Genomic DNA, 13,295 nt, shown 5'->3' with positions numbered 1-13,295 from the left:
ACCTTCCGGCTTATTTGAAGCCCAGTATCTGTTCTCCCCATGCCTTACGGATATCACCATCGGGGTCATTCTCGATGGAGTCGGTTGCGTTAATAATCAGTGTGCTTCGGGTCTTCTCGTCATAACGAGGCCACTGAAGATCCTGACCTGTTTCACTGTCTACGGTCACCGGATTACTCGTCCGAGCAAAACTGAGCCACCTGGCTTGAATACGGCGTGAAATCTTCTTAGCTTCTTTGAGGCCACCGAGTCGGAACTGCAGTGCCTTCTTATTCATCTTCTCTGGCAAGGTGCCAAAGACATAGGGCAGCTCAGTAGCGTGACTTGCCCCAATACCCAGCAGTTTCATCAAGGGTGGTGCCTGGTCGAACCGATACATCCACGTTGGCGCCACCCGTGAGTGTGCCTCAGCAACCCATATTGACGGCATGCGGAATCCTGCGTCTCGAGAGATTTCCATGGCTCCCTTTTGTTTCGGGAACTCGGGGTAGGCGCTCAGAATTCTCTCTTCATCAAAGTCTTTACCGGGGTGATCCTTGGCGACCAAATCAAACATCTCTTGAATGCTGGATTCGCTGATGGGCATCAACGGAGATTTCATCATTTTGAACAAAGCGGCTTCATCCTTGTTTGTTCCAATGATGAGGGGAACCTTGTGTTGGTTGCCATCGCGGAAAGTTTGAACGGGGTAGTGCGGCACAAATGTGCCGTCCACTACCGGAGCAAATGCAACTGTTCCAGGCCAGGTCAGTGCCACATGATCAAGCAATTTCGTTGTGAAGGATGCCAATGTCTTGGCATCAGTCTGGCGCAGATATCTTGGGGCCTCTTCAGCAGTGACACCCATCAGGTCGAGATAGGCATGAGCAACCAAAGCTGCGCGTTCTGGTTTGTAGACGCTCGTGGCGGGCGAGCTTTCTGCAATAGCGCGGTGGAAGAGCCCTTTGGCTTCAGGCATTGTCATGAGAGTAGTCACACAACCGCCACCTGCGGATTCGCCAAAGATGGTGACGTCCTCAGGATCACCTCCAAAGGCTGCGATGTTGTTTTTGACCCAGTTCAACGCGAGCACTAAATCGGTCAGTCCCATGTTGTTCTCGAAACTGGGATCGAGCGAACTGAAATCGAGCCATCCCAGTGCACCAAGTCGATAGTTCACGGTGACGATAATGACATCGCCATTTTCTGCCAGGGAACGGCCGTTATAAACAGCCTGGGAAGAAAAACCGATGAAATATGCTCCGCCGTGGATCCAGAACATGACGGGCTTGGGCTTATCTCCGGGTTTGGGGATTGGTGCCCAAATATTCAGATTGAGACAATCCTCATTAATCTCAACTCCCGTGGGGATAGGGATGAGCTTGGTAGGTTCCTGAGGCGCAATGTTTCCAAACTCGAGTGCGTCCCGAGTGCCCTGCCACGGTTCAACCGGTAACGATCTGCGGTAGCGAAGCTCCCCCACAGGAGCTTTTCCATAGGGCACACCTAACCAGCGGTGTGTGTTTCCATCTTGGGTGCCGCGCACTACTCCAGCTGTTGTGGCAACGAGCAGAGAGGGGTCAGAAAAAGCGTCCATGTTCTAAAGGTATGCCTTCAACCAGCGGGTAAGTTCAGCAAATGCTTTCTGCCGCACGGGACGCGCAGAAAGGATGACATCATGCATAGCGTTCTCGATACGGGACAAGGTGACGAGTTTCCCCAGATGGTGAACGCGGGCAGCCACGATGTTCACATCGATGGCCACGTCTGCTTTCTTCAGTTCTGGGCTCCATCTGGGCACCAGCAAACTCTTGGTGGATAACCAGGTAAAAACCGGCGCATCAATATCTAAGCCGGCAGCAACTTTGGCGTGGCCTGTCAATATCGCGTTTAACCAGGCAGGACGAACGGGAAAACCGTGTTCTGGGCGCCAGTCAAGATTGAATTCCCATTCACCATCTTTATGAATATCGATGGTGCGTGAATAGAAACCAAAGTCAATACTCGGCATCTTGGTTTTAGGGTTGAGTTTCGCTCCCGCACGCAAGGCGGGCGTCACCAGTGCTCGTGCCGCAGCAGTGAGCTGATACTCCAACCAGGGGCTATTAAGCACAACTGCATCGGCGCGGCCAGGATTGCGATCTGCCCACAAGCTCAACACCAGTCCGCCGGTGGAGTGGCCCATTAATACAAGTTTCCTCCCAGCAGCAGCTCGAGAGTCAGAGTGTGACTTCTCGGTGCCGTGTCCCATCACTTCAAGTGCCAGCTCGATTTCTTCGTCATAGTCAGACAGGTCTTCAATAAAACCTTCGGATTGACCTGGTCGAATACTCCGGCCATATTTGCGCAAGTCGAGTGCATAAAACTGGGCTCCCTGCGAGCGCCAATACTCCGCCAAGTTCTTTTGGAAGAAATAATCTGACCAGCCATGGATGTAGAGAACATCGGTATTGGTTGCAACCTGCTCTGCTTTACCCACTAAACGTGAAAAGAAGGATGGCACCTTCGGAGGAAGTGCTTTGACCAGGGTTGCGACCACTTCACCCTCGGCGTCAGGTTTGAGTTCGAGGGTTGCCTGCAAATACCCAATACCTAATACGTCGGGTTTCCAGGTGACTGACTTATCCACATTTCCATTGTGTACCCGAAATATGTTGTGGGACTGTGAATTCACGGATTAGCATCATATAGTGAGGAAATCCTCAGTAAATATGGATACGAACTATCAATTTCGCCAGTAAATTCTCAAATTTGCTACTTATTTCGTATCCGCAAAGGAAAATGATGATCGACAGAAACCGTTTAGCTGAACTCTTTGACCGCGAGCGCGCCACATTCACAGCCGCGCACCCCAAGTCACAGGCCGCCTACGAGAACGCTACCCACCTCTTTGGCCGCGTTCCCATGACCTGGATGAACAAGAAAGCTGGTGGCTTCCCCATTTATCTCGACCGCGCCAAAGGAAACCGCGTGTGGGATATTGACGGACACGAATACATTGACTTTGCTCTTGGAGACACCGGCTCGATGGCAGGTCACTCCAACCCTGACGTTGTCGCCGCCATAAAAAAGCGTGTCGACGAGCAAGGTGGTCTCACCACCATGCTTCCCACCGAAGATGCCGAGTGGGTGGGTGCAGAACTGTCACGCCGCTTCGGAATGGATAAGTGGAGCTTCTCTCTCACAGCAACTGATGCGAACCGTTGGGCTATCCGATTGGTACGTGCACTGACCGGTCGCAGCAAAATCCTGTTCCACTCTTATTGCTACCACGGTTCAGTTGATGAGTCCTTGATTGTGGTGGGACCTGACGGTCACGGAATGAGTCGACCAGGCAACGTGGGTGAACCCGTAGATGTCACGATGACCAGCCGTGTTGCAGAGTTCAATGATCTCGAGATGCTCGAGCGTGAATTGGCCAACGGCGATGTTGCGGCTGTACTCATCGAGCCAGCTTTGACCAACATCGGTATTGTGCTTCCAGATCCTGGTTACCACGAAGGTGTTCGTGCACTCACTCGCAAATACGGAACCCTGCTCATCATCGATGAGACTCACACGTTCTCTGCAGGCCCCGGTGGTATGACCCAGCGTGACAACCTGGAGCCTGACATTGTGATTATTGGTAAGTCCATTGCCGGCGGTATTCCCACCGGTGCCTACGGCCTCAGTGCAGACTTCGCCGAGAAAGCCTTGGCTCGCACCGACCTCGACTTGGTCGACATGGGTGGTGTGGGTGGAACTCTTGCAGGTAACCCTCTTTCTGTTGCCGCGATGCGCGCAACTCTCGAAAACGTCCTCACTGAGGAAGCTTTCGAGAAGATGATTGCCACCGCCACCGTATTCAACGATGGCGTGCAGGCTCTCTTTGACAAGTACGACCTACCCTGGTCGATCAACCAGTTGGGCGCACGGGCTGAGTACCGTTTTGCGAAGCCCTACCCCAAGAACGGTACTGAGGCGAACGCCGCTGCCGACGGTGAGCTCGAAGACTTCCTTCACCTCTACCTTGCTAACCGAGGCATTTTGCTGACCCCATTCCACAACATGGCCTTGATGTGCCCCACCACCACGGTGGAGGACGTCCAGAAGCATCACGAAGTTTTCGAAGAAGCAATCAAAGAATTGTTGGGACAATAGCCTCATGACTGAATCACCATTAATGCACCCTGCCGATAATGCGACCGTTCGCGAGGCAGACATTAGTAACGTCTTCCACTCGTGGTCTGCGCAGGGAACTCTTGCTCCCTTCGTGATTGCTGGAGGGAAGGGTGCCCGGGTGTGGGATTACGAGGGCAACACCTACCTCGACTTCTCCTCCATGTTGGTGAACGTCAACATTGGCCATCAGCACCCCAAGGTGATTGCCGCCATCAAAGCACAGGCGGATGTGCTCACCACTGTGGCGCCAGCACACGCGAACAATGTTCGCGCGCTGGCAGCACAGAAAATCCTCTCTCACACACCGAAGGGTTTTGAGAAAGTCTTCTTCACCAATGGTGGTGCTGACGCGAATGAGAACGCCATTCGCATGGCTCGCCTGCATACTGGTCGCGACAAGGTGATCTCGTTCTACCGCTCCTATCACGGCAACACTGGTGCTGCAATTGTGTCCACCGGTGACTGGCGCCGTATTCCAAACGAATACTCACGTGGCCACAAGCACGTGTTCGGCCCCTACCTCTACCGTTCCGAATACTGGGCAACCACCCCGGAACAAGAATCAGAGCGTGCTCTTCACTTCCTCGAGCGCACCATTCAAGCAGAAGGCCCTGCAAGTATTGCGGCCTTCCTGATTGAATCTGTTCCTGGCACCGCAGGTATTCTTACTCCTCCTCCTGGCTTCCTCAAGGGTGTTCGCGCTCTGGCCGATAAGTACGGCATCGTGCTCATCTTGGATGAGGTCATGGCTGGCTTTGGTCGCACCGGTGAATGGTTCGCTTTCAACGCGTTCGATGTGGTTCCTGACCTCATCACCTTCGCCAAGGGCGTGAACTCTGGCTACATCCCTGTTGGTGGAGTCATCATCAACAGCGAGATAGCTCACGCCTTCGACGAGCGTGTCTTCCCAGGTGGTCTCACATACTCAGGCCACCCTCTCGCCTGCGCAACAATTGTTGCCACCATCGAAGCAATGGAAGAAGAGAAAGTTGTTGAGAACTCCAAGCACATTGGTGCAACGGTTCTGGGCCCCGGTCTGAACGCTCTCAAGGACAAGCACCAGATCATTGGTGATGTCCGTGGTTCAGGTGTGTTCTGGGCTGTGGAGTTCGTGGCTAACCGCGAAACCAAAGAGCCCGTTGACGCGGCCTGGATGGGCAAGCTCAAGGCAGCTCTCATGGCTCACAAGTTGCTCCCCTTCATGGCCGATAACCGTCTCCACGTTGTTCCCCCGTGCGTGGTCACGGAAGACGAAGCACGTGAAGGTCTTGCCATCATTGATGCAGTTCTCACAGAGTTGAGCTAACAATACCCAAGGAATGACGATGGGTGTTCGTTACACAACCGAGGTTCTGGGCGAAGGAAACCACGCCTCTCTGTTGATTCCGGACTCGGTACTCGCCGATTTGGGAACGAATAAACGCGCCCCAGTGAAAGTGACCATCAATGGCCACACTTACCGAAGCACGGCAACAGGAGTGGCGGGAGAATGCAGGGTTGTCTTCCCTCAGAAAGAACGAACTGCTGCAGGTGTTTCTTCTGGCGAAACAGTAACTGTCGATCTCGAGCTTGATGCCGGATATCGAGAAGTCGAAATTCCACCAGAGCTTGTATCTGCATTGGATGAGCACAACCTAACAGAGGTGTTCGCCAAGCTGAGCTACTCCCACCGGCGTGAATATGCGAGAGCAGTATCCGAGGCCAATGCCCCAGAGACAAAAGAACGAAGGGTGCTCAAAGCGATCGAGAAAATCTCGAACTTGGCATAATGAAACCCCCTCCACGGAGGGGGTTTCATTACTTGAGTTGAGTGGTTATCCGAAGCGACCAGAGATGTAGTCCTCAGTTGCTTGAACGTGAGGGTTCTCAAAGATCGTGGTGGTGTCATCGAATTCGATGAGCTTTCCTGGTTCACCGGTGCCGGCAATGTTGAAGAAAGCGGTCTTGTCTGACACACGCGATGCCTGCTGCATGTTGTGGGTCACGATGACGATCGTGTACTTGGCCTTGAGCTCTTCGATGAGGTCCTCAATGGCCAGGGTTGAGATGGGGTCCAGTGCCGAGCAGGGTTCATCCATGAGGATGACCTCAGGTGACACCGCAATCGCACGAGCAATACACAGACGCTGTTGCTGACCACCTGAAAGACCAGAACCGGGAAGATCCAAACGGTCCTTCACTTCTTTCCAGAGATTGGCACCCTTGAGCGACTTCTCAACAAGGGTGTCGGCATCTGATTTTGAAATCTTTTTGTTGTTGAGCTTCACACCCGCGAGGACGTTGTCTTTGATCGACATGGTGGGGAAGGGGTTGGGGCGCTGGAAAACCATACCGACCTGACGGCGAACCATCACGGGGTCAACATCTGGGTCATAGAGGTTTTTGCCGTCAATGAGGACTTCACCCTCAACGGTGGCACCGGGAATCACCTCGTGCATGCGGTTGAGGGTGCGCAAGAAGGTCGACTTACCGCAACCGGAAGGGCCAATAAAGGCAGTGACAGTCCGTGGCTCGATAGTGAGCGAGACGTCTTCGACGGCCTTGAACTTGCCGTAGTAAACGTTGAGGTCTTTGACTTCGATGCGCTTAGACACAGGTTTTCCTTCTGGTGTGGTGAAACTTAGCGGAGGCCCTTAGGAGCCAGGAGTTTAGAGACGAGTCGGGCGATAAGGTTCAACGCCATCACGATCAAGATCAGGACCAAAGCACCAGTCCAGGCGCGGTCAATATAAGCCTGAGCATCTGAACCCTGGCTGGCGTATTGGGTGTACACGAACACAGGCAGTGTTGCCATGCGGTCTGAGAACAGGTTGTAGTTCATACTCGTACTCATACCCACGATGATGAGCAGCGGTGCTGTTTCACCAATGATGCGTGAGATTGACAGCATCACACCGGTAATGATTCCCGCGATAGAGGTGGGAATCACGATTTTGACAATCGTCAGCCACTTGGGAACGCCCAGTGCATAGGACGCTTCGCGCAGCTCGTTCGGAACTAGCTTGAGCATTTCTTCGGTGGAGCGAACGACAACAGGAATCATGAGGATGGACAGTGCAACCGCACCACCAATACCGAAACGAATTCCGGGACCAAAGAAGATTGCAAACAGTGCGAAGGCGAACAAACCGGCAACAATCGACGGAATGCCCGTCATCACATCGACGAAGAAGGTGATTGCTTTAGCCAGGCGGCCCTTGCCGTATTCAACAAGATAGATTGCGGTCATAATTCCGATTGGAACCGAAATGATGGTCGCTGCCAACGTAATCTCTAAGGTTCCCACGATGGCGTGAAGTCCACCACCTCCGGCGCCTACGATGTTGCGCATAGAGGAGTTGAAGAAGGTGGCATCGAAACGAGGAAGACCGTTGACCACTGCGGTGTAGACCAAAGAAATCAAGGGCAGCAAAGCGACGATGAAAGCCGTGGTAACCAGACCTGTAGCAAGGCGATCAGATGCTTTACGACGCCCCTCTACGATGCGGGAAAGAATGTAGGAAAGGAGAACAAAAAGCACTGCTGACACAAAGACCGCAGCAACAATGTTGAATCCTTCGGAGATGCCAGCCGCCATGAGGACACCGAAGACACCGAAAGCAACAAGACCGCTCACACCAGCGGTGGCCCACAGCGTGAGTTTGGATAGCCGACGAGCGCTGGTCGGAGCAGGAACAACGAGGGCGGTCATTAGTTAGCTCCCGAGAATGCTTTGCGGCGGTTAATGACCATGCGAGCGAGCGAGTTCACCAGCAGAGTAATGAGGAACAAAATCAATCCGGTAGCAATCAAGACGTTAACACCCAGATCGTGAGCTTCAGGGAAGTTCAGGGCGATGTTTGCAGCGATGGTGGTGGGGTTTTGTGATTGCAGAAGAGCGAAAGAAATAATCACCGATGGCGAGAGCACCATTGCGACAGCCATGGTCTCACCGAGAGCACGACCAAGACCAAGCATGGTTGCTGAGATTATTCCAGGGCGGGCAAAAGGAAGCACTGCGGTCTGAATCATTTCCCAGCGTGTGGCTCCCAACGCGAGGGCTGCCTCTTCATGCAGAACGGGGGTTTGAAGAAAAATTTCACGAGTAATCGCTGTGATGATGGGCAAAATCATGACGGCCAGAACAATGGCCACGGTCAGAATGGTTCGTCCAGTTCCAGAGACAGGGCCTGCGAAGATCGGAATCCAGCCGAGGTTATCGACCAACCAGGAGAAGAACGGCTGAACAGCTGGAGCCAGAACAGTAATTCCCCAGAGGCCAAAAACGACCGAAGGTACTGCAGCAAGAAGGTCAATGACGTAACCGAGACCTTGGGCGAGCTTGCGCGGTGCGAAATGCGAAATAAAGAGCGCAATACCGATTGCAAACGGAACAGCTATCAGGAGCGCTAGTGCTGCAGCCCAGACTGTTCCGAAAACGAGAGGAAAAACATATGCCCAGAATCCCTCGCCCTTACCTACCTTGGACGGATCAGCGATAAATGCCGGGATACTTTGAGCGATGAGGAAGATGGCAACAGCAGCGAGAACGGCGAGGATTATGGATCCTGCAACGAGGCTAGAAGTGGAGAAGACTTTATCTCCTCGGCGACTGGGTGCTTTGACCTGAGTCGGTTCTTGAACGTCGATAGCCACGAGTCCTTCTTACTGCAAAATTGTGGATTTGGGTAATGCCCAGCCTAGAGAATCTGATGATTCCCCAGGCTGGGCATTAGAGGTTGTTACTTGATTGCAGAGACGATGGCAGTTGCCTGCTTGGAAACTGCTGCATCTAGAGGTGCTGAGCCAGCAGCTGCAGCTGCGTCTGCCTGACCCTGTGCGCTGAGAATGTAGGTGAAGTATGGCTTCACCAGGTCAGCGACACCGGCCTCAGCGTACTCGTTGCAACCAATGAGGTAAGAGACGAGAACGATGGGGTAGTGAGTTGGGTCGGTGGTGGTGCGGTTGATGCTGATAGCCATGTCGGTGTCTGCACGACCGTCAACTGGCTTGGATTCAGCGACAACTGCAGCAGCAGCTTCTGGGGTGTACTTGATGAACTTGTCGCCAACTTTGATGTTGGCGATACCAAGCTGACCTGCCTTGGAAGCGTCAGCGTAACCGATAGTTCCAGTTCCGTTCTTGACTGCGTCGACTACACCGGATGTACCCTGTGCACCTTCACCGGTCTGGAAGGGGAAGGTATCAGCTGGTTTGTCAATTACCCAGTCAGCCTTTGCAGTCTGGAAGAGGTAGTCAGAGAAGTTCTTAGTGGTACCCGAGTCATCTGAACGGTGAACAGCGGTGATAGCAAGGTCTGGGAGTTTTGCCTTTGGGTTCAGTGCTGAGATTGCTGCATCGTTCCAGTTGGTGATTGAACCAGAGAAGATCTTCGCAATGGTAGATGCGTCCAGGTTGAGGTCAGTAACTCCATCAACGTTGTAAATCACAGCGATAGGTGAAATGTAGGCGGGAACCTCGAAAGGTGCGGTTCCAGGAGCACATGCTGCGAAAGTACCAGCAAGCTCTTCGTCCTTGAGGTAGGAGTCAGAACCAGCGAAGTTGGATCCACCCGCGATGAAGGTTTCGCGACCGGCACCAGATCCGGAGGGGTCATAGGTGATGGTGACGCCGGGGTTCGCAGTCTGGAATGCTGCAATCCATGCTTCCTGAGCAGATCCCTGGCTGGATGCGCCTGCACCTACCAGAGTTCCAGTGAGGTCACTGGTGGAAGAGCCTTGCTCGTTAGCAGCACAAGCACTGAAAGCAAGAGCAGTGGTTGCTGCGATAGCAATGGCTGCCATGGGGCGGCCGAAACGTGTGATGTTCACGTGTAATCCTTTCGGGATTTTCTTCTTGGTGTGAGGAATCGTTGTGATTCCTAAATTCACGTTATGGGACGTGGGTGACGTGATGGCACACGCAAGGTAAACAGTTGGTGAACGATGATAAATGTCATGAAAACAAGAAAGACCCGCGAATTAATCGCGGGTCTTTTCTCTAAGCATTTACGCCTTAGATTCAGTGATTTCGTCGATATCTGGTGCCCATTCTCCGGTGGAGAGGTAGGCAACCTTACGAGCAATCGAAATAGCGTGATCCGAGAAGCGCTCGTAGTAACGGCTGGCCAGCGTGGCATCTACGGTGTCCATAGAAGTTCCCGCCCAAGTATCAGAAAGTACCTTGTCAAAGACAGAAAGGTGAAGCGAGTCAATCTTGTCGTCAAGATCGCGAATCTTTTCCAGCTGCTTAAGTTCTTGAGACTTGAGCATCTTGATGAGCTTCTCAGCGATCTGGATGTCTATTTCGCCCATTTCTTTGAAGGTGGTGCGAAGACCCTTCGCAATCACCTTGTCAGGGAAGCGGTATCGAGTGAGCTGAGCGAGGTGCTCGGCCATGTCACCCATGCGCTCGAGGTTCGCGCTCATGCGCAGTGCGCTTACAACAACACGGAGGTCGCGAGCAACAGGCTGTTGGCGAGCAAGAATTTGAATTGCAAGTTCGTCAAGTGTCAGAGCCAACTCATCGATGTGAGCATCCTCTTCAATAACTTCCTCGGCAAGAGTGATGTCGCTGTCTTGAAAAGCAGTGGTGGCCTTGCGCATTGCTTCTGCAACAAGCTCGGCAATCTCTACTAGACGCTGCTGAACTTCCTGAAGTTCTTGCTGAAACACGTCGCGCATGTGAATTCCTTATACATAGTTTTTATCAACCGCTATCTCAGTAAGCCCTGTGACAGTGAAGTTGAGTTGTCACACAGGTTAACGAAAAGAGCGAGTCAGGTTAACAGTTGACTTTCCAAGCCTACTCCTGCCTATTTTCTTTTTGAGGGAAGGCAAAGGTGGGTTAGCGTTAGAGCATCATGTCTGCCCCATTGATCTTGCTCGCCATTGGTGTAGGAGCTGTCGCGGGCGCGGCGATTGTTCTTCTCATCATCTGGGTGCTGCGTCAGCGCGAAGAAGAAGCCGAACGTTCCTCCAATGATCTGCCACGTGGTGTTGCACAAGTAGTCAGCAGGCTCGATGGCGCTGTCTTTGTTGTGGACAAATCCCTCAACGTCCTCACTGCATCTGAGGGTGCGAGCATTCTCTCTATTGTGGGTCAAGGCCGGATCCTTATTCCTGAGATTGTCTTGATTGCCGAGGCCGCGCTCAAGGGTAACGATGTCCGCGAAGACGACATGGAAATTGCTCGCGGGCCTTTGGGCGATGCCACCTTGACGGTCTCTGTTCACGCATCTCCCTTTAGAAGCCGTTTTGTTCTTATCAGTGTGGTTGACCGTGGCGAGTTCAAGCGCCTTGACGATATTCGTAGAGAATTTGTGGCCAATGTCAGCCACGAACTCAAGACCCCAATTGCATCGGTAGGTCTGCTCGCTGAAGCACTTCAGGAAGCAGCTGACGAGCCAGAGACGGTTCGTCACTTTGCTGATCGCTTGGGCACCGAGGCCAAGCGCTTGGGTGATATCACTCGTGAAATTATTGAGCTTTCTCGCCTCCAGGCAGAGGGTGCATTGGCTGATTTTGAACAGGTCACCATTGGGGACATTGTTGAACAAGCCATCGATTACAACCGAGTGGTTGCAAAGGCTCGCAAGATCAAACTTGTCAGCGGAGGCGAGCTCGACAGCACCATCTATGGAGACCCTGCACGGCTAGTGGTCGCGGTAAGCAACCTCATCGCCAATGCCGTGCACTACTCCCCTGACAAATCACAGGTCGGTATTGGTGTTGTCAGACGTAATTCTTTCGTGGAGATTGCTGTCACAGACCAGGGCATTGGTATGACCAAAGAAGAGGTCGAACGTGTTTTTGAGCGTTTCTACCGAACCGACCAAGCTCGTTCTCGCTCCACGGGCGGAACTGGTCTTGGCCTGAGCATTGTGAAACACATTGTTTCTAACCACGGTGGTGACATCCGAGTCTGGTCTTCACCAGGTAAGGGTTCCACCTTCACTATTCGCATCCCCGAAGCAACCCAGTAAGGATAACTTGTGAGCCGCATACTCCTTGTCGAAGACGAAAGCGCACTGAGCGAGCCTCTAGCCTTTTTGCTGACACGCGAAGGCTTCGAGGTTGAGATTGCCGAGGACGGTCAGCAGGCACTTGATGTCTTTGCAAACGGCTCCTTCGACATCATCCTGTTGGATCTCATGATTCCCCATGTTCCTGGAACCGAGGTGTGTCGACAGATTCGCACCACCTCAAACATTCCCATCATCATGCTCACTGCCAAAGACACTGAGGTGGACAAGGTCGTGGGATTGGAACTGGGAGCAGATGACTACGTCACCAAGCCCTACTCAACACGTGAACTTCTCGCCCGCATTAAAGCTGTGCTTCGACGCAATGTTCGCGAAGAAGACAGCAACGATGACGGAGTCATCGACATTGCTGGAATCCGTCTTGATGCTGATCGTCACACTTTGCATGTTCAGGGTGAGCTTGTTGCAACACCTTTGAAAGAGTTTGAACTCTTGGAGTACTTGATGAGCAACGTGGGTCGTGTTCTCACCCGTGGACAGCTCATCGACCGGGTGTGGGGAACCGACTACTACGGTGACACCAAGACCTTGGATGTTCACATCAAACGTCTTCGCTCCAAAATCGAGGCAGACCCTGCTGAACCCGTGCACTTAGTAACTGTGCGTGGGTTGGGTTATCGCTTCGACGCCTAGATTTTCTTTTCGAAGACTCTCGCAGAAACTTCACCCTGCGTTCCACACGAGCAGCTCCCTGAAGAGACCTCTTCAAAACCTAATGACCGTGCTAATGCAAGTGAAGGTTCGTTGGCATTCATAATCTTCAGTTGAATGCAGGCGATTTCTGGGGAACTAGAAAGTTCTTTCTCGAGCAGCCTGAGCGCTGCGGCAGCAGCGCCTTGACGCCTGGCCCAGGGGGCTACCCAGTAACCCACATCAGCAGTTGCGGAGAGTCCGTCCACAGAATGAATGCTGATAACACCCAGTGGCTCATTGTCACCAAGAATTGCCCAAGACTTGAAGTCGCCATTAGAACAGTTGATAACTGAGAGTGCAGCTTCTTGAGTTTGTGCTCCGCCGTGAGACGTCATTTGTTGGATGGCCAAGTCATTACTCGCCTCAATGATCCAGGACACATCTTGTTCGTCAAGGTTTCGCAGTGAGAAAGTTTTTTGTTGCGACGTGGACACGGAAA

The 13,295-nt window shown here is 52.7% G+C and carries 13 protein-coding genes; 5 read left to right on the top strand and 8 right to left on the bottom strand.

What is annotated here, in order from left to right; genetic code table 11:
- Window positions 1-10 precede the first annotated feature (10 nt).
- Window positions 11-1,576, bottom strand: coding sequence for a carboxylesterase/lipase family protein (locus AUMI_RS07865; protein ID WP_096383234.1), 1,566 nt, complete (start codon window positions 1,574-1,576; stop codon window positions 11-13).
- 3 nt (window positions 1,577-1,579) lie between these two features.
- Window positions 1,580-2,608 (bottom strand): alpha/beta hydrolase, encoded by a 1,029-nt coding sequence (locus AUMI_RS07860; protein ID WP_096383232.1) that lies wholly within the window; start codon window positions 2,606-2,608, stop codon window positions 1,580-1,582.
- Between the two features lie 152 nt (window positions 2,609-2,760).
- On the opposite strand from AUMI_RS07860, the gene AUMI_RS07855 reads away from it, so the two are divergent.
- Genes AUMI_RS07855 through AUMI_RS07845 form a run of 3 tightly spaced genes read left to right on the top strand, consistent with a single transcriptional unit; the run spans window position 2,761 to window position 5,909 of the window.
- The gene (locus AUMI_RS07855; RefSeq protein ID WP_096383229.1) at window positions 2,761-4,119 is read left to right on the top strand and encodes a transaminase; all 1,359 of its coding nucleotides are present in this window, start codon (window positions 2,761-2,763) and stop codon (window positions 4,117-4,119) included.
- A gap of 4 nt (window positions 4,120-4,123) precedes the next feature.
- Complete coding sequence (locus tag AUMI_RS07850; RefSeq protein WP_096383227.1) at window positions 4,124-5,446, top strand: aspartate aminotransferase family protein; 1,323 nt, start codon at window positions 4,124-4,126, stop codon at window positions 5,444-5,446.
- A gap of 19 nt (window positions 5,447-5,465) precedes the next feature.
- A complete protein-coding gene (locus AUMI_RS07845; protein WP_172418292.1) occupies window positions 5,466-5,909 on the top strand; it encodes a YdeI/OmpD-associated family protein in 444 nt (147 codons plus the stop codon).
- Between the two features lie 45 nt (window positions 5,910-5,954).
- Here AUMI_RS07845 and pstB read toward each other — a convergent pair whose 3' ends face one another.
- From pstB to phoU, 5 genes are all read right to left on the bottom strand, one after another.
- Window positions 5,955-6,734, bottom strand: a complete 780-nt coding sequence (pstB, locus tag AUMI_RS07840) for a phosphate ABC transporter ATP-binding protein PstB (RefSeq protein WP_096383222.1) — start codon at window positions 6,732-6,734, stop codon at window positions 5,955-5,957.
- A gap of 26 nt (window positions 6,735-6,760) precedes the next feature.
- Window positions 6,761-7,831, bottom strand: a complete 1,071-nt coding sequence (pstA, locus tag AUMI_RS07835; RefSeq protein ID WP_096383220.1) for a phosphate ABC transporter permease PstA — start codon at window positions 7,829-7,831, stop codon at window positions 6,761-6,763.
- Window positions 7,831-8,775 carry a phosphate ABC transporter permease subunit PstC gene (gene pstC / locus AUMI_RS07830; protein WP_231951749.1) on the bottom strand — a complete coding sequence of 315 codons (945 nt, stop codon included), beginning with the start codon at window positions 8,773-8,775 and terminating at the stop codon, window positions 7,831-7,833. The genes pstA and pstC overlap by 1 nt, the downstream gene beginning before the upstream one ends.
- A gap of 86 nt (window positions 8,776-8,861) precedes the next feature.
- A complete protein-coding gene (pstS, locus tag AUMI_RS07825; protein WP_425338924.1) occupies window positions 8,862-9,950 on the bottom strand; it encodes a phosphate ABC transporter substrate-binding protein PstS in 1,089 nt (362 codons plus the stop codon).
- Between the two features lie 177 nt (window positions 9,951-10,127).
- On the bottom strand, window positions 10,128-10,802 hold the full coding sequence (gene phoU / locus AUMI_RS07820) for a phosphate signaling complex protein PhoU (RefSeq protein ID WP_096383218.1): 675 nt from the start codon (window positions 10,800-10,802) through the stop codon (window positions 10,128-10,130).
- 179 nt (window positions 10,803-10,981) lie between these two features.
- Between phoU and AUMI_RS07815 the strand changes: the two genes are divergently transcribed.
- Both AUMI_RS07815 and AUMI_RS07810 read left to right on the top strand, forming a co-directional pair.
- Window positions 10,982-12,103 (top strand): sensor histidine kinase, encoded by a 1,122-nt coding sequence (locus AUMI_RS07815; protein WP_231951747.1) that lies wholly within the window; start codon window positions 10,982-10,984, stop codon window positions 12,101-12,103.
- Window positions 12,104-12,112: 9 nt separating this feature from the next.
- Window positions 12,113-12,796, top strand: a complete 684-nt coding sequence (locus AUMI_RS07810; protein ID WP_096383213.1) for a response regulator — start codon at window positions 12,113-12,115, stop codon at window positions 12,794-12,796.
- Here AUMI_RS07810 and AUMI_RS07805 read toward each other — a convergent pair.
- Window positions 12,793-13,290, bottom strand: a complete 498-nt coding sequence (locus AUMI_RS07805; protein ID WP_096383211.1) for a GNAT family N-acetyltransferase — start codon at window positions 13,288-13,290, stop codon at window positions 12,793-12,795. The two genes, AUMI_RS07810 and AUMI_RS07805, sit on opposite strands and share 4 nt — an antisense overlap.
- Between the last annotated feature and the right edge of the window lie 5 nt (window positions 13,291-13,295).

Origin of the sequence: Aurantimicrobium minutum (assembly GCF_002355535.1) — a bacterium.
GTDB lineage: Bacteria > Actinomycetota > Actinomycetes > Actinomycetales > Microbacteriaceae > Aurantimicrobium > Aurantimicrobium minutum.
The sequence above is the reverse complement of the archived record's forward strand: the minus strand, read 5'-3'. Positions and strand labels throughout refer to the sequence as shown.

Coding starts and splice junctions, on each gene's coding strand:
- AUMI_RS07845 (WP_172418292.1), top strand. CDS start 5,466: ATGGGTGTTCGTTACACAACCGAGGTTCTGGGCGAAGGAAACCACGCC.
- AUMI_RS07865 (WP_096383234.1), bottom strand. CDS start 1,576: ATGGACGCTTTTTCTGACCCCTCTCTGCTCGTTGCCACAACAGCTGGA.
- pstA (WP_096383220.1), bottom strand. CDS start 7,831: ATGACCGCCCTCGTTGTTCCTGCTCCGACCAGCGCTCGTCGGCTATCC.
- AUMI_RS07855 (WP_096383229.1), top strand. CDS start 2,761: ATGATGATCGACAGAAACCGTTTAGCTGAACTCTTTGACCGCGAGCGC.
- phoU (WP_096383218.1), bottom strand. CDS start 10,802: ATGCGCGACGTGTTTCAGCAAGAACTTCAGGAAGTTCAGCAGCGTCTA.
- AUMI_RS07850 (WP_096383227.1), top strand. CDS start 4,124: ATGACTGAATCACCATTAATGCACCCTGCCGATAATGCGACCGTTCGC.
- AUMI_RS07815 (WP_231951747.1), top strand. CDS start 10,982: ATGTCTGCCCCATTGATCTTGCTCGCCATTGGTGTAGGAGCTGTCGCG.